This is a genomic window from Bacillus cereus group sp. MYBK216-1 (genome assembly GCF_051916495.1).
Taxonomy (GTDB): domain Bacteria; phylum Bacillota; class Bacilli; order Bacillales; family Bacillaceae_G; genus Bacillus_A; species Bacillus_A thuringiensis_K.
The window spans coordinates 112,151-131,839 of sequence record NZ_JBQAGT010000003.1 but is presented as its reverse complement, the minus strand read 5'-3'; the positions used below and the strand labels follow the sequence as shown (position 1 = coordinate 131,839).

Sequence of the window (19,689 nt, the reverse complement as noted above, 5' to 3'; positions counted from 1 at the left end):
ATTTTTGGCACGCTATCATCATGGTGGAGTAGTTTATTAGCACATCTTGCTAAAATACCAATCCATTTATTCATAAATAAAACGATAGATTCATAACAGGTCATATCACGATTCCATCTTTAACACTATAATTATAGCGTTAAAGTTAAAAATATACAATATAAAATTTAAACTACGCATATGTCAGCTTGTAACTATCCATAATAACCCATATAAAACATAACAAGGAGTAAGCGAACAAATGGGGTCTTTTAATAAATGGATTCGTGGTGAAAAATCTTTTTCTACCCAAGAACAAGCTGATTACGCATTAAATAAATCTATCTCTTCTTCCCTTTCCCTTAATTTAAAGCACTTGTCCAAACTGTTTAGCGGTATTCCAGAATTAATAACACGCACTTTTCCATTAAAAAACGGACAGGAAGCTGCACTTATATATATGGAAGGACTTGTAGACAAAACTGTTATTAACGTAAACATTCTTCGTCCTCTCTTATTTAAAGAGTGGAATGAAGACGATTTTTGGGAAGCTTCTGTTTCTATCGGAAATATAAAAAAAGTTCAACAGTGGACAGACATTGAACAATCTCTTTTACACGGCAAAAGTATTTTATTTATAAACGGGCAACTATCCGCTTTAGAGCTTGATACGCAAGCGGCACCAAAAAGGAGTATTGAAGAACCTACAACAGAGAGCTCCATAAAAAGCTCACACGAAGGATTTAATGAAGTAGCGAGCGACAGCCTTGCACTTATTCGTCGATATATTCCAAATCGCGAATTGAAAGTGAAGGAATTCACTGTTGGTGAACGAGCTACTTCAAAGATTTTTTTGCTTTATCTAGCAGATGTTGCGAACGAAAATATCGTAAAAGAAATGGCATCCCGTATCGAGTCAGTAACAGTTGATGCGATTCTTACTACTGGTGAATTAGAGGGGTTTGTTGAAGATAATTCCTTTACTCTCTTTCCACAATTATCAATAACTGAACGCCCTGACACAACAGCACATCATATTCTTGATGGGCGAATTTCCGTTGTTGTAGATCGCTCACCAGGCGTATTAATAGGACCTATGACCTTTTCATCCTTTTTTCAGACGATAGATGATTACAGCTTCAGACCTATGATTCCATCTTTTATACGACTCCTTCGTTTCACTGGACTATTTATTGCAATATTTGCTCCTGCTCTTTATATTGCTATGATTTCCTTCCATTATGAAGTGATTCCGCTCAAATTGTTGTTAACGATTGGAGAATCTCGAGCCAAAATTCCTTTCCCCCCCATATTAGAAGCTTTATTAATGGAATTAGTTCTCGAAATGCTCCGAGAAGCAGCGATTCGGCTCCCTGGACCTGTTGGACAAACAATCGGCGTCGTAGGAGGAATTGTAATTGGACAAGCTGCGGTTCAAGCTGGAATTGTTAGTAACGTTATGGTTATCGTCGTATCAATTACTGCGGTTGCCTCTTTCATTATTCCCAACTTAGAAATGTCAGCAGGAATTCGGCTTCTTCGATTCCCAATGATGATAGCCGCCTCTTTATTTGGCGTCATTGGAATTATGGTTGGAATGGCAATTATTATCATCCATATTCTTTCTATGGAATCACTTGGTGTGCCATATGGTAGTCCTTTTTCTCCGTCATATGCTTCGGATTTAAAAGATACCCTTGTACGTTTCCCATGGAAAATTATGAAGAAACGGCCACTATCTCTACAATTAAAACAAGATAACCGGCAAAGAGATGTTGAGGAAAAGGAGGAGAATAAGTGACAAAACGTACAAAGAGGGAGATCACTTTATTTCAATACATTTTAACGATTAGTGGTGTTCAAGTAGGATTCGGTGTCCTTACACTTCCGCGTGAAGTTGCACAAGGTGCGAATACAGATGGCTGGATGTCTATTATTATCGGATGCGCTATCACTACTTTAGTCAGTTTATGTATTGTAAAAATTATGGAAAAGCATCCTGGATATACTTTACTTCATGTGCTGACTCGTTATCTTGGAAAATGGTTAGGAAGAGTAGGAATGATTTTTTGGATTTTATATGCTGTACTTGCAGCAGTTTCCTTAGTTTTTTCCCTCCTGTATGTTATTCACATTTGGATTTTACCTAGATCTCCTATGTTTTTAATTATGATTTTGCTTTCTATTCCAATGCTTATGCTTGCATGTAAAGGTGTACTTATTATTAGTCGCTTTGCCGTTTTCACTGTAATTTTTACCCTTTGGATGCCATTACTATTATTTATTCCTCTTAAAGATGGTCATTGGATATATCTTCTTCCCTTTCTAAAGGAAGGATGGATACCAGTTGTAACCACAGTGAAATCAACTATCATTGCGTTTCTCGGATTCGAGTTTGCATTCGTCCTTTATCCCTATCTAACTAACAAATCAGCTGCAAAAAAAGGAATCGTTATTGCAAATATGATTACTTTATTTGTTTACCTACAAGTTACGTTCGTTTCTTTCGTTTATTTTAGCCCGGATGGTATAACGAAATTTTTATGGCCGACTCTTTCTCTTGTTACACCATTTCACTTTTCATTTCTGGAACGATTTGAAATTATCTTTTTATCATTTTATCTCTTCATTATTTTCGATTCTTGTATTCCTTATATTTTCACTGCTTCAGATGGAATCAATCAATTACTTAACAAAAAAGGGAGTCCATTACCTGTTTGGATTTTATTATTCGGGTGCATTTTCGTTCTATTCTTTTATATCCCTTCCTCTTACCAAATAAGTGCGTTGCGAGAATTTTGGGGAACTGCCAGTTATTTTATCGTTTTTCTATTCCCAGTCGTATTTCTCTTATACATGACACTTTATCAGCATTGGAAAAGGAGCAAAATTTAAATGAGGCGCTTTATTCATTTCACTATACCTTGCTTTCTCATAACCTTATTAACAGGCTGTGGAGACCGGCTAGACTTAGAAAAACAATCTATTTCATTAATTTACGGTTTTGACGCAAAAGCAAAAGGAAAATTAATTGTGTACCACGTAAACCCTACTTTTAATGAAGACGTAGAAAAAAAGTACGAAACACATGAAGCAAAAGTGCGTACACCTCGAGAAGCAAAAGCAACGTTTAATAGTTCAAGTGGCGGTTTAGTATCTACAGAAAAGTTACAGCTCATTTTATTTAGCACAAATTTTTTAAAACAAGAAGGGGCTATGCCTTACCTTGATGTTTGGTATCGCGATCCTAAAAATACCGGAAACATGCGCATGGTCGCAGTAGACGGTCCAGTTTCTTCAGTTATATATAATAACTTTAAAGATAAACCTGCCCTTCCCGAGTATTTAACAGATTTAATTAATACAAATAAATTATACAATCGGACAGTTTTCACACCATTTCATGAATTTCATAGGCAAACGTTTAATAAAGGTATAACACCTGCTATTTCAGAAATAAAAAAAGGAAAAAAAGATGTTATCGTTACAGGCTCTGCACTATTAACTTCTCGCGGAATTTATAAGATGTCTTTAAATCGTTATGAAAGTGCCCTTTTGCTTATGTTGCAAAAGAAAGCTAATATACCCGTTTCACTTACAATGAAAATTCCGTCTCATTCAGTTGAAAGTAATAGTCATCTAAAAGATACAGAAGGTGACGATTTCGTAACAATAAACGTTCTTAGCATGAATCGTGCTATCCGTACAGACTATAGCGATAACCACTTCAAATTTAATGTTAAAATGGATTTAAAAATTGCCGTATCTGAACTTACATTCAACATGGATATAGACAAAGATAGAAAGAAATTAACTTCTCTCATTGCAAAACAACTAAACAAAGATTTAAACGATTTAATCCACAAAATCCAAAAACAGCAACTCGATCCATTCGGGTTTGGTGATTATGCGAGAGCATTTCAATATAAAGAATGGAAAACAGTTGAAGATGATTGGCCGAGTGCCTTTTCAAAAGCTAATGTGAAAGTGGCACCAACTATTAAAATTTTAGAAAATGGGATTATTAAATAGCAAAAACACACTACTTACTCTTATACGTTTAAAGAGCAAGTAGTGTGTTATCATTTTTATTTTGAAGCTTCCTATGCAGTTACGCTTCTGTTTCTTGTTCTTCGTTTTCCGCTTGTTCCAACCTTTGCTGTTCTGCAAGTTCGGCTGAAATCATTCCATAATAAATTTCTGGATACAATCCAAATATTTGATATACACTTCCTAAAAACGGCATCGGAATCCCTCTTTTCTAAAGTTGTATTGCCACTTTTAAGGATTCCCTTTTCATTCATTAAACATTCGTTTTTGATGTTTCCTCCTCATCATGAACACTTAATAAATTTTGCCACTTTTTATACGGTGCACTATTTGGGTCTACATAACCTTTCGCGTACGAACGATCCCACAATTGTTTAATAAACATTTCTTTTTCTTTCTTTGCAACCATATCGGTACCTGTACCGTAATAGTTTTGGAAATATAACTCAATTTCATCAAGGAATAGCCTCAATAATTCATCAGAAGTTTCTTCTAACGTTGGGTCATATTTCGCTTCACGGTCATACATTAAAATCATATCTAAAATATTATGGACATGCTCTTTACGAAGCCATCTAATATCTTGAGCACCTAATACAAACGGATGTGTATATAAATGTCCACCTTGTATCATCGCCTTCTCTTGTTCTTCTTCAAACCTGGACAAGATGTTTTCATAAATAAATGGGTTATGAAGCAACGCTCTGTGTAATTTATAACTTTCGCTTGAAATATTTTTCCCCATCGACTGAATTAAGAAGCTACGTCCAACGCCATTATATTGATACACAAACTGGCCATCAACAGCAACTAAACTAATCCAGCGATACATATACGCGTATAGTAGAGCACGATTACATTTATCGTAATCTAACTTCGTTTGCGTTGCATTTAAGTCTGGCATGAAGGCTGGTAAGTGCCAATACTTATCTAAATGCGGCGTTAAACTAGATTTTTTACTATTCAACTTGTTCACTCGGCGATAGTAAGACTGAAAATAATCACCTTTATCATTCATAAATCCATTTGCAATATGCCCAGACGAAAGCTTAGGAAAGTCTTGCAGTGATAAACCGTAATGTGCACGATAGCAAATGACTTCAAATGGTGAAAAAGCTTCATGTACTGTATCTTTTTCTTTAAACATTTCTTGCATTAATTCCTCTTGCAATTCTTTCTTTAAAGATGGGTGTATACCCCAATATTGTAATTCCCTATGATGCGAAACTTTCGGAACGAATGGACTTGCTAAATGGAACAAGTCTTCAATTTTTTCACGAACATATTCATCACGATCACGATTCTTATAATCCGCTTCTTTTCGTAATGCTTCAACGATGTTCAGCTCTAATTTATCGCGATAGCGTATTTGTAACTCATCGTAACAATAGTTTAGTATGTGCTCACGATAAAAGTCTTCTACCTTTTTCGATTGAATCTCTTCTGTTTTCGCATCCCGGCAATATTCCCCGTATAAGCTCATATAAATTTCCGCACATATATCTTTCGGTAATACACCTAAATTTAAATGTTGTTGCATATCTTGCCATATCTTTTCTTGCAACTTCTCTTCAGCTAATACGTATACATTCGTTGGGTTTGTTTTCCCTTCAAATTCCTTGCTTCGTTTTTGAATTTCAAACAGTAAATTTTCACGTGTTTCATGTAAATTATCAAAAAATCTTTCCCAATATTGAATCATTTTGTTAACTGCTTGATATAGCGATTGATAAACGAGTTCTAATAGCATTTCTTTACGGTATTCGTTTAATTTGTGTACGTACTGCGTTACAATATCTTCAAATTCCTTTTTAAATAAACGCTGCTGGTTATTAATCATTTTTCCAAACCAGCCTTGTTGCTGCGCAATTTCTACTCGGCGTACAGCTGTTACCGTTCCATCAATATTACTCACATTAAATTTCTTATCGTAGTTTTGAATTAAATTACGCTTTTGTTCATTATTTTCATGTAGTCGATTCATTTTTTCGACTAACTGCTTTCGAATTTCATATAACATAAAACGAGCTGCTACTGGGTGAACTGGATCTGTTTTCTTTAAAAACCATGTATTTAATTGATAGGACTGCCCTTCAGAACCACTTGGTGAAAAGCGGTCTGATTCAATCATGTCATATAAAAGTGTCGTTACATGTTCATGTACACGGCTCGGAATCGCATACGCATATAAACGAACCGCATGATCCACTCTTGCCACTTCACCTTTCATTTGTTCCATCATTTTCAGTTTCGTAGCTGAAATTTTACACTCATGTTGCAGACGATTTAATTCCTCATCTTTTTGCACCGTTCGTTGTACATAACTTTCTACAGCTTCTAAAAACAGTTTTGATTTCGCAACTCCGAGCTTACCACCCTCTGCTCCTTCACGTGTTTCATTGTACATTTGTCTATAGAAAATATGAGCTTGCTCTGGACGGGTAGCAAGATGCTCCAAGTCCTCTAAATAACTTTTACCTCTTTCCGGCTTTTCACGTTGCATCCCACGTTTTACATCTTGATCGTATCTTTGCTTCTTCTCTTGAAACAGTTGATCTAAATGAAGCCACGATTCATCTAAACCTTGCACCGCCCATTTTAAAGCACAATATTTTAACACATGTTCATATGGATAAATGAGTTTTGCCGTTCCTGCCCCGCAATATCGTCCTTTTCCGCTTGATTCTGCTAATTGCTGAATTTGATTGTCTTCCTGTGCAAAATGACTTGTGGACATCGGGCTAAATAACTGTAAATAAATTGTATTTGCCATCTGTTCCATATAGTCTGATAAATTGTGTAAATGGTGTCCATGTAGGTTTTCGTAATCGTATAAGAAACAATAATTGTACGGTAAATGATGTTGTTTAATTGTATGATTCGTTCTTCCGTCTTCATCTACTTGATCAGGGCGATACTCTAATTCAATTGTTACACCGCCGCGTTTTGATAATTCTCCAGTAGACCCGAGCGTAATAGCATGTAATTCTTTTAACGATGCATAGCCATTTGCTTGCACCGTTTCAAATTCTTTCGCGCTAACTGTTCTCGTCTTTACTAAAACATCCGGCATTAAAAACGCACCGCGTATTAAAATGTTATGATGCTGCAATTTCTTCCGAAGCATTTCACGTAAATATAAAGCAATTTGCAGAAACATCCCTGAACCTGTTCCGCCTGCTAGTGATGTTACTATAATGACACGCACACCATATTCCGTTTGATCACTTGTAACCGGAAAAATTTTCTCGATTTCTTGCCAAAAAGACGTCAATTTATCTTCTTTCATCGCAGCACGTAACGCTAAACGTGAAATAACGCGTAACTGTCCTGCTCCTTCTGTTAATGGCTTATCAAGTATAGTCGGATCCATCGGAAACCACTCTGGGATCGTTGGATCTCCTGCAATATACTCCCTAGGCGTTTTACTAGAACTTGTTTGTGTCTTAAACTTTCGAATATGATCAAATTTACTTAATGTATTCACATCTGTATCAAATACGTGCATTGCTACCTTTTTTCGGCGCTCTTCAGGCAGTTTTTCATATATTTGATGCGTCACAGTACTACCGATTCCACCTAAACCAATTAATATTGTTGGAACTTGTAATGTCATGTGAACCACCTTCCTATTCTTGCTTGTTTGAAAAAAGGAGAAGAGAATCCATACTCCATCCCCTTCTTATCCCTACCTACTATTCACATTCGTACTTGTAAATCTCCTTACCATATCCTCTATCAATTAGTAAAAGTTCATTTGGATATAGTGTCTTATGTTCCATTCCTACTTCATCCTCTGTTATAAACATTCCATCAATAATCATTCCAACTACTTGTGATTCTTTCGCTACAAAGACAGATTTCGAACCTTTCTTCGCTATAAATGTAACGGATTGCACAGTTTTTCTTTCTGCTCTAAATGGGATACCAAAATAATGGTTCCACCATTTATTTCGAAGTAATTCTGGTTCAGATTGATATAGCCAATCTTTCGCTACCTCTTGATCCCATTCATAATACAGTAGTGCTTTCCTGTGAAATCTTGGCCGAACAATCCATCCTAAAACAATGATTCCTACTACTAGCAGTAATAAAGTGATAGGAATGACAAACTTAAAAATAAGCGCATATTTTTCATAAAACGGAGCATTTTGAATATGAAGTGATATTTTTTTCTTTACTTCTTGTAATTTTGAATCTTGCACTACGATGGTAGCTTCTATGGTGCCGGTATCTGTGAAATTGAATGTGTCGGAGTAATGAGGGCGAGGATAAATATAAATTTGATTACCATGTTGTTTTATTTCATAGTTGATTGATTGTTTAGATGTGACACCAGTAGATTTTAATAGTTTCTTTACAGCCTCTTCTGTCATCGGCTTACCATCTAACTGTGGTTGTATAATAAACGGTTTACTATTCTCTAAATTTGTTACTTTTTCTTCATAATCTTTCGTAATCGTTTGTAGTGATAATTTTGGTTTTTCCGTTACTTCGATTTTAAATTCTTTCGTCTGTCTGTAAAATCCCTTTATGTTCATATGAACTTTCCCACGCACTAGCCCTTTAGCAATCTTCATTTCGTAGTAAAATACATGTTTTTTATCGTCCCACTTCATCGGGTAGTGTTTTCCGTCTATTTCTAATTCTGCCTGAAAGTAAGAAGACTGAACTGGTAACTCCGTAGGCTTTGCTTCAATAACAGCAGTAACACCTTCGTACATTTTCTCTACATTTTTTTGACTACTATCATCTTTGTCATAAGTAGAAACCGTATAATTAAGCGCTGGTTCAACTAGTACTTGTAGTCCTTCTTTCTCAATGTCCTGGTCCACTTCTATCGTATAAGTTCCTGGTTTAATAACTTCCTCATTTTTCGTACTTATATGAACTATATTTCCGAACAATTTTGCTTCTCCTGGTGCATGTATGGAAAAAGAAGATTGTAATTGTAATGGTTTAGAAATTTGTGTGACCTGATAATCGAGCAGAGAAGGCGATTGTCGTACAAGCGTCATACGCTTTAACGGAAACGGTGTTGTAATCTCTACTCTTTTCCCAACTACTTTCGTTTTTACAATCGATTCAACAGAGGAGAATGGATCACGATTTGCAACTAATGCTGCCACTTGATTTACACTTTTTACAATGCCATCTTCTCCGCTTGACGGCATCGTAACACCATTTATCTCTTTCTTCCATATTTCCTTGAACGTATTTAGTTGTTCTTTTTCTTGTTGTCCTAAATCTTCTTCCATCGTAATTAAGACTGGATGTAACGATATCTTTTTTGCATCCATTTCTTTCTTAAACTGGGCTAATTCCCGCAAAATTTGTTCTTTTCCGCCAACCTTATCTTTCTCTAAATCATTAAATGCCCCGTCAGTTAATACAATAAGCCAAAATTCACGTTTTCCATCTATATCTGCTTCCTTTTTTATAGATTGCATCGCCGTTTCGACTGCTCTAAATGGAGTATTTAAATACGTTTTCCATTCTCCAATTCCCTCAATTTCTGTTTGCCTTTTATCCTTCGTTAACGAAATGTTTAATGTATCATTCGGCTTACTCATTGGAACGTAAGAAAATTTATCTTTTTCATCCAATAGCGCAACTAAACTTTGCAAAGCATAATTGGCATATTTCCAGCGATCGTTATTTCTCATGCTGCCCGAATCGTCATATACAAGTGAAACGACCCTTTCCTTTGCCTCCTCTCCTTTTGCAAAAGCTGATAAAGGTAAACATATAAATAGAAACAACATGAACGTGGCACAAATTCGGATTTTCATGATGAGGCTTCGCCACCTTTGTAGACAAATTCCTATGTTTAAATTTATGAGAGGAAACAAGATATATGACTTGTATTTTAGGACAACTAACCCACCATAACTTTATTATGTAAACAGACCATACACTTGGTAATATTCCTTCTAGCATTCTCTATCCAATTATATAAGTAAAAAAGCCTGTTTAAGCTCCACACTTAAAACAGACTTTTCCTACTTTTTATTTTAAAAACACTTAACAAAAAGTTTGATTTTTAACTAACACATCACTTCAATTGTAAATCCACCAGGTGCTTCCACATAAAACGTATACGCATGTGCACGTTTAGGAGCCTCAACCAAAAATCCATCTTCCTTCAATCTTTGATTTATCTTATCTACTTGTTCTTCACTTTCTTGTGGAAATCCTACATGAAATGTTTTTGGATAATGTACGTCTTTCCCTTTCATTAACGTTAATATAAACCCATCATTATCACGCATAACTGCAAAGCCATTTCCCCTTGTTCCGCTACAAGTTAAACTAAAATACCTCTCTAAAAACGCTCTAGATGCTGTTACATCTGTAACTGTTAAATTAAGATGTTTAATTCCCAATCCTTCACCTTCTTTCTCAATTTTCTAACATTTTATCATACAAATAAAAAACACGCCTTCCACAGCGTGTTTCATTGCTTTACATACACTTCAACAATCGGATTCTCTTTATGATCCGCATGCAAGCGTATATTCTCTTCACTTGTATTATAAATACTAGCTAATAACATTATCGTTAACACATTAGGTGTCTTCGCATCACTTCCGTATTTTCTCTCAAGCGCTTCCTTATATTCAAAATCTAAATCCCCCTGCACATATGTATACACTTCAAAACCATCTTCTAAATTGCAAACTACTGTATCAATAATATCTGCCCCTACTTGCTTCTTCATTTCCTCTCGCAACGCTTCAATAAATTCTTCCCACGGTACTTCGTATGTCTGAAACTGATCTGTAGATTTCATGCCTTTTCCTCCTTATATATCCTCTTCTTATATTTCCCCTTTCCTATAACAATTATGATAGATAGGGCATTCGTACAAGCCGCACTTGTCCCCCTTACATATCGTATTACTGTAATGCGGAAGGAGGAAAGAACATGCATAGACAAAAATGTTATGATACATGCCGACGTTACTTCGGAAAAGTTGTTCGGATTGAAGACCGTGATGGCCGTATACATTTAGGGAAAATAATCGATGTGACACAAAGCTCTGTATGGATTGAACCGGTGCAACAGCGCTCATCTTTTGATTCAGGATTCGGATACTACGACGCTTATGCAAACGGTGGTTGTGACCTTTGTGGAGGCCTTAGCAGGTGTGATAGTTGTGGATTCGGATGCGGTGGTGGATTCAGCAGCTGCGGATGTGGTGGTCGTGGTTGTAGTAGTTGTGGTTGCGGCGGCTGGGGAGGCGGCGGTTGTGGCTGGGGTGTTGAACTCGGATTTGGTTTCATCTTCGGAATTACATTAGCTGCATTATTTTTCATTTAACATAGTAAAGAGTTGGCTACCTTTAGCCAACTCTTTTTCTTTATTTTTCACATATAAAAATACGATGCCCTAAAATGTGTTGGTACATAAGCCGTACATTTTCATGCTGTACCCACGCCTCATATAACTCATTCGGAATATGTGAGGATACATTCCATTCTGGCTCTTCTACATAGCCAGAGATTGTTTCTGCAATCGTGCCACCACCTGCAGTTGTAATTCTTTTAAAATTTGCTTTCTGAAATAATTGTACCCACTCCTTCTCAGTTAATAGTTCTTTCATGCCATATAATTGGGCGATTTTTTCTTCCTCACCCTTATCAATGTGCCTATCAATAATCATTTCAATGACAACAAGCTTACCGTCCTGCTGTAATACACGATAACACTCCGAGATAACCCTTTCTTTGTCTGTAAAAGCGATGATTGATTCTCCAAGTACGAACTCAAATGAGTTATTCAAACACGGTAAATGCTCTACATTTCCTTCAATTAATTGTATATCTAACCCTTCAAACAACCATCTATCTTTTGCCTTTTGAATCATAATTTCATTCTTTTCAACCGTTGTTACTTTATAGCCAAGTTCCCTTGTCATATACGCCGCTGTTCTCCCCGTACCGCAACCTATCTCAAGGACATTCGCTCCATATTTAAAAGGCAGTTGTGCTAACAATTGTTTTGTTAACGTAAAGCCACCAGGATGAGCACTTCCTATTCCGTAATAAGCTAGGAAATCGATGTATGTGTTTCGTTTCATGGGATTCTCCCTTTTTTATTTTATATATTCAAGCACGGAAGAAAAGTGCATAGAAAAAAGGGCGTATTATACGCCCCCCATCTTACTTATCCTCTGTAATATATGCCCATTTATAGCTGTAGTCTCCACCAACTGGATGGTGAACAATACCTTTTACTTTAGGTCTTTGAACGATAGCATCACCACGTTGATATAATGGTGCAATTGCTGCATCTTCCAATAACATTTTCTCCGCTTTTAGTAAGCTATCCCAACGCTCTTTCGTTTTCGTTAATAGCTCACCTTTACCTTTTTGTACAATTTCATCATATTTAGGATTTGAATATCCTGTTTGGTTATGAGGGCCATTTGTAACGAACATATCAATGAATGTCATTGGATCTAAGTAGTCAGGTCCCCAACCAGCGTAAGATAAATCATAATCTAGATCTGATTCTAATTTTAACTTTTGTTTAAATGGCTGGTTTTTCAAATTCACTGTTAAACCTGGTAAGTTTTTCTCAAGTTCTCCTTTTAAGAATTCTCCTACTTTTTTCGCACCATCACCATCATAGTTTAATAGTTCTACTGTAATTGCATCTTTTCCAAGTTCTTTTTTCGCTTTTTCCCAATGCTCTTTTGCTTTTTTCACATCTGTTTTTAAAATATCTCCATTTTCTTTACGGAAGTCTTTTCCATCTGGGCTCTTAGCAAATTCTTTTGGTACTAAGTAATCTGCCGGGGTAGATCCGTCATTTAAAATAACGTTCGTTAAGCCTTTTTTATCATATGCCTTTGCAATCGCTAAACGTAGATCTTTGCTCTTTAACACTGTATCTTGCCCACCACGTTTTTGGTTTAAGCGTAAGAAGTACGTTGACGGTGTTTTTTGTGTAAAGAAGTCGGGGTTTGATTTATATTTGTCAACAAATTCAGATGTAAGTCCTGAACGATCGATTTGTCCACTTTCATATAAGTTAACACGTGTACCGCTATCTTTTACTACGTTAAAGTTGATTTCATCTAACTTAACTGTTTTATTATCCCAATATTGTGCATTTTTCTTTAACTTCCAACCTTCTTCATGTTTCCAGTCTGTCAATGTAAACGGTCCGTTGTATAACGTCGTATCTGATTCTAAACCGTACTTTTCACCTTTTTCTTTTACAAATTTCTCGTTTAATGGATAAAATGTTCCAAATGAAGTTAATTCTACAAAGTAAGGAACTGGATTTTCTAATTCTACTTCTAACGTATAGTCATCTACAGCTTTTACTCCTAATGTATCTAGTTCAGCTTTTCCTTCATTAATCGCTTGTGCATTTTTCAAATCAAACATAATGTATGCATATTCTGCTGCTGTATTTTTATCTACCGCACGTTTCCAAGCAAACACGAAATCTTTCGCTGTTACAGGCTCTCCATTTGACCATTTTGCATTTTTATTTAATGTAAATGTATATTTTTTACCATCATCACTCTTTTTATATGATTCAGCAACTCCTGGTGTTGCTTTATTATCTTTATCAAGTCGATATAAACCTTCCATTACGTTGTTTAAAGCGAGAAACGATACTTGGTCTGTCGCTTTAGCAGAGTCCATAGATGGAATCTCTTGAGACTCTGTTAAATTAAGCACTTGCTTCGCCGCTAGCTTTCCACCTTCTTTTTCACCGCTTTTTGGTGTTGTGCTTGCCTTCTCTTTATCTCCTGATCCAGAGCAAGCCGTTAATGCCATACTCATTACTAAAACTGGTGCTACGACCGCTGTCAATTTTTTCATCTTTTTTCTCTTCATTTTTTTGTACCCTCCCCAATTATATGTACGATATTAACATTTAGAAATTCTCTACTAACTTTCGTTATCAGAAAATTCTTATTAATTAATATTCTACTGTTTTTTTAGATTTTGTAAAGTATTTTTGTAAATTTTCTAAATATTTATTTTTTTATTATAGTAACTTATCGTTTTAACTACTATATGGATTATCCCCTGTCTACTATATGTAAACATCCTTCCCCTTATTCCAATCTATTACTACGTTCTATATTTTTCTTATTAGCATGAGGTCTCTTACTATCATCTGTCTTACTACTTACTGACCTCTCTAAATCCCTCCGATAGAACCTTCCTAATTACCTACCCGATTCTCAATAGGCTAACGAGATTTATTCCCTTATACATACTAAAAAGCATTTCAAAAGCAGCTCAGCCACTTTTGAAATGCTTTCACTTTATTTTTTTCCGCCATCCTCAGTTACATACGCCCACTTAAAGCTATATTCTGGACTGATGTTATGTTTCACAATTCCTTTTACATTCGGTTTCATTACATACGATCTTCCTGTTTGATATAAAGGAACTAACCCTGCATCTTCTTCAAGGAATAATTTTTCAGCTTTCCCTAACGTTTCCCAGCGTTTTTTCGCATCACTCATTAATTCATTACCTGCTTTTCCTACCATTTCATCGTATTTTGGATTTGAATAACTCATTTGGTTGTACGGGCTCTTCGATTCAAACATATCAATAAATGTCATTGGATCCGCATAGTCTGGACTCCAACCAGCATAAGAAATTTCATAATCTTGCGCAGTTTCTAATTTTAATTTTTGTTTGAATGGCTGAATTTTCGTATTAATCGTTACACCTTTTAAATTTTTCTCAATTTGATCTTTTACATAGTCAGCAATCTTTTTCGCAGTTCCATCATCATAGCTTAGCAATTCAATTGTAACTTGATCTTTTCCAAGTTCTTTTTTCGCTTCTTCCCATGCTGCTGCTCCTTTTTTCGGATTATATTTCAGACCATTTTTAAATGTATCTTGATAATCTTTACCATCTGGCCCTGTCGCAAGTCCTTTTGGAACCAATTGATCTGTTGCTTTTGATCCATTATTTAAAATTACATTTGCCAATCCTTTTTTATCAACTGATAATGCAATTGCTTCACGAAGTTTTTTGCTCTTTAAAGGCGTATCTTGTCCGTTACGTTTTTGATTTAAACGTAAGAAGAATGTACTTGATTCCGCATACTCACCATATTCTTCTTTGTTCGATTTATATTTATCTACAAACTCTCCTGATAGTAATGTAAAATCAATTGATCCTGTATCATATAAGTTTACTTTCGTTGCAACCTCTTTTACTACACTATAGTTAATTTCTTCTAATTTCACAGTCTTTTTATCCCAGTACTTATCATTTTTCTTTAGCTGCCAACCTTGTTCATGTTTCCATGAAGACATAACGAATGGACCGTTATACACAGTTGTATCTGCTTCTAAACCGTACTTATCACCTTTTTCTTTTACGAATTTTTCATTTAATGGATAGTATGATGGGAATGCTAATAAATTTAAGAAATACGGTACCGGTTTTTCTAATTCTACTTCTAGCGTGTAATCATCTACCGCCTTCGCTCCTAATTCAGTTACAGGTTTTTCTCCTTTATTAATCGCTTCTGCATTTTTAATATAGTAAGCAATAAATGCATATTCTGCCGCAGTATCCTTATAAAGTAAGCGCTTCCATGCGAAAACGAAATCTTTCGCTGTTACAGGATCACCATTTGACCATTTTGCATCTTTTCGCAGTTTAAACGTATACTTTTTACCATCTTCACTTTTCGTACTAGACTCTGCCGCAGCAGGAATTGGCTTATTATCTTTATCAAGACGATATAGGCCTTCCATCGTGTTCCCTAAAATTTGCGAACCTAATGTATCAGTAGATTTAGAAGTATCCATCGTCGGAATTTCTTGGTTTTCCGTACGATTTAATACTTGTTTCGCTGCATATTTAATATCAGATTTTTTTCTTCCCCACTATTTGATGTAGTAGTCGTTTTCTTTTCCCCACCTGCGCCAGAACATGCTGTCAATGCAACACTCATCGCTAAAACTGGTACTACAACTGCCGTTAACTTTTTCATCTTTTTTCTCTTCATTTTTATACCCTCCCTAATTATATGTACATTACCAATCCTTGAGAGACCCCTCACTAAAGATTTATTTTTCAGAAAATTACAACTAATGTTATTCTACTCTTTTTTTCGTACTTGTAAATAGTTTCATTTTAAATATTCTTATTTTTTAATTTAGTAGGATTTATCCCCCATCTACTATATGTACATACTATACACCTTATTCGCCTCTATTTAACCACACTAAAAATTAGTATTTTAAGCTCACAAAAAAAGCATTTAAAAGTAGCTAAGCCACTTTTAAATGCTTTTTCAACTCTATTATTTTTCAGTCACATATGCCCACTTAAAGCTAAATTCTGGACTGATATTATGTTTTACTACTCCCTTTACATTTGGTTGTAAAACATAAGAATCTCCTCGTTGATATAAAGGTACAATCGCTACATCTTCTTCAAGTAATGTTTTTTCAGCTTTTCCTAACTCTTCCCAACGTTTTTTCGCATCGCTCATTAATTCCGTTCCAGCTTTTTTCACCATGCCGTCATATTTAGGGTCAGAGAAGCTCATTTGGTTATGAGAATGTCCAGTCTCAAACATATCTAAGAACGTCATTGGATCTGCATAATCTGGATTCCAACCACCGTATGAAATATCATATTGTTGCTCAGATTCTAATTTTAGTTTTTGCTTAAATGGCTGAAGTTTAATGTTAACTGTTACACCTTTTAAGTTCTTCTCAATTTGGTCCTTAATATATTCTCCAACTTTTTTCGCATTACCAGTATCATAGTTTAAGAATTCAATTGTAACTTGGTCTTTACCTAGCTCTTTTTTCGCTTCTTCCCAAGCTGCAGCAGCTTTTTTAGCATTTGGTTTTAAACCATTCTTAAACGTTTCTTGGAAGTCTTTACCGTCTGGTCCAGTTGCTAAACCTTTTGGTACTAAGAAGTCAGCTTCTTTTGATCCATCATTTAAAATTACGTTTGCTAAATTCTTTTTATCAACTGATAGTGCAATTGCTTCACGTAACTTTTTACTCTTTAATGGTGTATCTTGTCCATCACGTTTTTGGTTCATACGAATGAAATACGTACTCACTTGTGAATATGTTCCGAATTCATCTTTCTTATTTCTGTATTTATCTACGAACTCTCCAGTTAATAAAGCAAAGTCAACTTGACCGCTATCATATAAATTGATAAGAGTTGCTGGTTCTTTAACAACACTGAAGTTAACTTCTTCAAGTTTTACAGTCTTTTTATCCCAATATTGATCATTTTTCTTTAATTGCCATCCTTGTTCATGCTTCCAATCTTTAAGAACGAACGGTCCATTATAAACTGTTGTATCAGACTCTATACCGAACTTCTCCCCTTTTTCTTTTACGAATTTTTCATTTAATGGGTAGTACGATGGGAATGCTACTAAGTTTAAGAAGTACGGTACCGCTTGCTCTAATTCAACTTCAAGCGTAAGATCATCTACCGCTTTCACTCCTAATTCAGCTACAGGTTTTTCACCTTTATTAACCACTTCTGCATTTTTAATTGGGAATGCGATAAATGCATACTCAGCAGCTGTTTTTGGATCTAATAGACGTTGCCAAGCATATACGAAATCTTTCGCCGTTACTGGATCTCCATTTGACCATTTTGCATCTTTACGTAGTTTGAACGTATATTTTTTACCATCTTCACTTTTCGTGCTAGATTCTGCTGCAGCTGGAATAGGCTTATTATCTTTATCAAGACGATATAATCCTTCCATCGTATTCCCTAGCATTTGTGAAGATACTGTATCTGTTGATTTAGAAGAATCCATCGTTGGAATCTCTTGGTTTACTGTTCGATTCAACACTTGTTTTGCCGCTAATTTTCCCTCTGACTTGCTATCTCCACTTGAGTTTGTGCTTGTCTTTTTATCTCCGCCTGATGTAGAACATGCTGTTAACGCCATGCTCATTGCTAAAACCGGTGCTACAACTGCTGTTAGTTTTTTGATTTGTTTCTTTTTCATTTTGTACCCTCCCTAATTCTTAACGATAGCTATTAAAGAATTTTCTGATAATTCTGTTTTTCTCTATATATTTATCAGACGATTCTTACTAATTCTTATTCTACTAATTTTTTAATTTTTGTAAAGTATTATTATTGAAAATTTTTAAAAAATTATTTTTTTACAGTAATATTCATAAAAATGCCATATGTTGTTCAAACCTTATTTCGCATTCATACACATTCGTTGTTTTAATCACTTTCATCTCATTTACCACTTGAATACTTGTTAATTATTGCTAATAAATAATGCATATATCTAAAAACATCTTTTCTACAAAAATAAAAAAGTCAGCAAAGCTGACTTTTTACCCGGCCATTTTTTTTCGTTTCATTTCCTCTACTACTCTCGTATACTTCTCATCATCAAATTCATTTTCACTTTTTGCAACAACTACAGTTGCAATACCGTTACCAATTAAATTAACGATAGCACGTGCTTCTGACATGAAACGATCTACACCAAGTAATAACGCTAAACCTTCTAATGGGATAACATTCATAGCAGATAGAGTAGATGCTAGTACAATGAATCCCCCGCCGGTTACTGCTGCTGCTCCTTTAGATGTAACTAATAAAATAGCTATTATAGTTAATTGTTGACCTAGTGAAAGATCGACGTGGAAAACTTGTGCTAAAAATATAGTAGCCATCGATAAATAAATTGTTGTTCCATCTAAGTTAAAAGAATAGCCTGTTGGAATGACTAAACCTACTACCGGTTTCGAACACCCGAAGTCTTCCATCTTTGTCATCATTCGCGGCAGTACTGATTCTGACGATGATGTCCCGAGAACAATAAGTAATTCTTCTTTAATATGAGCTAAATATTTCCACAAACTAAATTTATACAGTTTACAAATAAAATTTAAAACAATAAAAACAAATAATGCCATTGTCGCATATACACAAATCATTAATTTGCCAAGTGGTATGAGCGTGCTTAAACCATACTTCCCAATTGTAAATGCCATCCCACCGAATGCTCCAACCGGTGCTAATTTCATTACAATTGATAAAATGTTAAAAAATACTTTCGATAATCTTTCAAAAAAATCAATAACCGGTTGTCCATTTTTCCCTAACATCGTTAATCCTGCGCCAAATAAAATGGAGAAGAATAACACTTGTAAAATATCACCTTTTGCAAATGCTTCAAACATGTTAGACGGCACAATATGTAAAAAGAAATCCATCCATTTCATTTCTTGCCCGCTTTGTACATATTGTGAAACATCTCCGCCTTTTAGTTTTGAGGGATCTAATCCATCTCCGGGACGCACAACATTCGCTACGATGATACCAATAATTAAAGCAGCTGTTGTAACAATTTCAAAATATAATAGTGCCTTCCCACCAACACGGCCTACCTTTTTCATACTTCCCATACTTGCAATACCGAGTACAATTGTTAAAAAGATAATCGGTGCAATAACCATTTTAATCATATTGATGAATGTTTCACCAATTGGCTTCATTTGTTGTCCAACACTCGGCCAAATTGCCCCTACTGCAATACCACAAATAATGGCCACAATAACTTGGAATGTTAAATTCTTTGCAATTCTCATTTTTGCTACTCCCCTGTATTTTCATTTCTCCCAAACTATTTTAA

Annotated in this window: 13 protein-coding genes and 1 pseudogene; 4 read left to right on the top strand and 10 right to left on the bottom strand. The window is 35.3% G+C overall.

The window, feature by feature from the left end:
* The first annotated feature begins 241 nt into the window (after positions 1–241).
* Genes ACTFRH_RS11135 through gerSC form a run of 3 tightly spaced genes read left to right on the top strand, consistent with a single transcriptional unit; the run spans position 242 to position 4,011 of the window.
* Positions 242–1,780 carry a spore germination protein gene (locus ACTFRH_RS11135; RefSeq protein WP_000534515.1) on the top strand — a complete coding sequence of 513 codons (1,539 nt, stop codon included), beginning with the start codon at positions 242–244 and terminating at the stop codon, positions 1,778–1,780.
* Positions 1,777–2,874 carry an endospore germination permease gene (locus ACTFRH_RS11130; protein ID WP_000167005.1) on the top strand — a complete coding sequence of 366 codons (1,098 nt, stop codon included), beginning with the start codon at positions 1,777–1,779 and terminating at the stop codon, positions 2,872–2,874. The genes ACTFRH_RS11135 and ACTFRH_RS11130 overlap by 4 nt, the downstream gene beginning before the upstream one ends.
* The gene (gerSC, locus tag ACTFRH_RS11125; RefSeq protein WP_001252228.1) at positions 2,875–4,011 is read left to right on the top strand and encodes a spore germination protein GerSC; all 1,137 of its coding nucleotides are present in this window, start codon (positions 2,875–2,877) and stop codon (positions 4,009–4,011) included.
* Positions 4,012–4,090: 79 nt separating this feature from the next.
* Here the strand turns inward: gerSC and ACTFRH_RS11120 are convergent, their stop codons facing one another.
* The 5 genes from ACTFRH_RS11120 to ACTFRH_RS11100 all read right to left on the bottom strand — a co-directional run bounded on the left by ACTFRH_RS11120 (position 4,091) and on the right by ACTFRH_RS11100 (position 10,822).
* Positions 4,091–4,225 carry a phosphonate ABC transporter permease gene (locus ACTFRH_RS11120; protein ID WP_001116180.1) on the bottom strand — a complete coding sequence of 45 codons (135 nt, stop codon included), beginning with the start codon at positions 4,223–4,225 and terminating at the stop codon, positions 4,091–4,093.
* A gap of 57 nt (positions 4,226–4,282) precedes the next feature.
* A complete protein-coding gene (locus ACTFRH_RS11115; protein WP_000175120.1) occupies positions 4,283–7,645 on the bottom strand; it encodes a tubulin-like doman-containing protein in 3,363 nt (1,120 codons plus the stop codon).
* Positions 7,646–7,724: 79 nt separating this feature from the next.
* Entirely contained in the window at positions 7,725–9,821 is a 2,097-nt protein-coding gene (locus ACTFRH_RS11110) for a vWA domain-containing protein (RefSeq protein WP_000702071.1), read from the bottom strand.
* 255 nt (positions 9,822–10,076) lie between these two features.
* The gene (locus ACTFRH_RS11105) at positions 10,077–10,415 is read right to left on the bottom strand and encodes a VOC family protein (protein ID WP_000511527.1); all 339 of its coding nucleotides are present in this window, start codon (positions 10,413–10,415) and stop codon (positions 10,077–10,079) included.
* A 71-nt stretch (positions 10,416–10,486) separates the two neighbouring features.
* The gene (locus ACTFRH_RS11100; RefSeq protein WP_000842901.1) at positions 10,487–10,822 is read right to left on the bottom strand and encodes a hypothetical protein; all 336 of its coding nucleotides are present in this window, start codon (positions 10,820–10,822) and stop codon (positions 10,487–10,489) included.
* 134 nt (positions 10,823–10,956) lie between these two features.
* On the opposite strand from ACTFRH_RS11100, the gene ACTFRH_RS11095 reads away from it, so the two are divergent.
* Positions 10,957–11,352 carry a hypothetical protein gene (locus ACTFRH_RS11095; RefSeq protein ID WP_000555000.1) on the top strand — a complete coding sequence of 132 codons (396 nt, stop codon included), beginning with the start codon at positions 10,957–10,959 and terminating at the stop codon, positions 11,350–11,352.
* Positions 11,353–11,392: 40 nt separating this feature from the next.
* Here ACTFRH_RS11095 and ACTFRH_RS11090 read toward each other — a convergent pair whose 3' ends face one another.
* The 5 genes and pseudogenes from ACTFRH_RS11090 to ACTFRH_RS11070 form a co-directional block, all read right to left on the bottom strand.
* Positions 11,393–12,112, bottom strand: coding sequence for a class I SAM-dependent methyltransferase (locus ACTFRH_RS11090; protein ID WP_000828259.1), 720 nt, complete (start codon positions 12,110–12,112; stop codon positions 11,393–11,395).
* An 82-nt stretch (positions 12,113–12,194) separates the two neighbouring features.
* The gene (locus tag ACTFRH_RS11085) at positions 12,195–13,889 is read right to left on the bottom strand and encodes a peptide ABC transporter substrate-binding protein (protein WP_000823446.1); all 1,695 of its coding nucleotides are present in this window, start codon (positions 13,887–13,889) and stop codon (positions 12,195–12,197) included.
* A 437-nt stretch (positions 13,890–14,326) separates the two neighbouring features.
* Positions 14,327–16,041 (bottom strand): annotated as a pseudogene (locus tag ACTFRH_RS11080) (peptide ABC transporter substrate-binding protein).
* A gap of 297 nt (positions 16,042–16,338) precedes the next feature.
* Positions 16,339–18,036 (bottom strand): peptide ABC transporter substrate-binding protein, encoded by a 1,698-nt coding sequence (locus ACTFRH_RS11075; protein ID WP_000730141.1) that lies wholly within the window; start codon positions 18,034–18,036, stop codon positions 16,339–16,341.
* Between the two features lie 346 nt (positions 18,037–18,382).
* Positions 18,383–19,645 (bottom strand): dicarboxylate/amino acid:cation symporter, encoded by a 1,263-nt coding sequence (locus tag ACTFRH_RS11070; RefSeq protein WP_001216973.1) that lies wholly within the window; start codon positions 19,643–19,645, stop codon positions 18,383–18,385.
* Positions 19,646–19,689 lie beyond the last annotated feature (44 nt).

Coding starts and splice junctions, on each gene's coding strand:
- ACTFRH_RS11135 (WP_000534515.1), top strand. CDS start 242: ATGGGGTCTTTTAATAAATGGATTCGTGGTGAAAAATCTTTTTCTACC.
- gerSC (WP_001252228.1), top strand. CDS start 2,875: ATGAGGCGCTTTATTCATTTCACTATACCTTGCTTTCTCATAACCTTA.
- ACTFRH_RS11120 (WP_001116180.1), bottom strand. CDS start 4,225: ATGCCGTTTTTAGGAAGTGTATATCAAATATTTGGATTGTATCCAGAA.
- ACTFRH_RS11115 (WP_000175120.1), bottom strand. CDS start 7,645: ATGACATTACAAGTTCCAACAATATTAATTGGTTTAGGTGGAATCGGT.
- ACTFRH_RS11110 (WP_000702071.1), bottom strand. CDS start 9,821: ATGAAAATCCGAATTTGTGCCACGTTCATGTTGTTTCTATTTATATGT.
- ACTFRH_RS11100 (WP_000842901.1), bottom strand. CDS start 10,822: ATGAAATCTACAGATCAGTTTCAGACATACGAAGTACCGTGGGAAGAA.
- ACTFRH_RS11095 (WP_000555000.1), top strand. CDS start 10,957: ATGCATAGACAAAAATGTTATGATACATGCCGACGTTACTTCGGAAAA.
- ACTFRH_RS11090 (WP_000828259.1), bottom strand. CDS start 12,112: ATGAAACGAAACACATACATCGATTTCCTAGCTTATTACGGAATAGGA.
- ACTFRH_RS11085 (WP_000823446.1), bottom strand. CDS start 13,889: ATGAAGAGAAAAAAGATGAAAAAATTGACAGCGGTCGTAGCACCAGTT.
- ACTFRH_RS11075 (WP_000730141.1), bottom strand. CDS start 18,036: ATGAAAAAGAAACAAATCAAAAAACTAACAGCAGTTGTAGCACCGGTT.
- ACTFRH_RS11070 (WP_001216973.1), bottom strand. CDS start 19,645: ATGAGAATTGCAAAGAATTTAACATTCCAAGTTATTGTGGCCATTATT.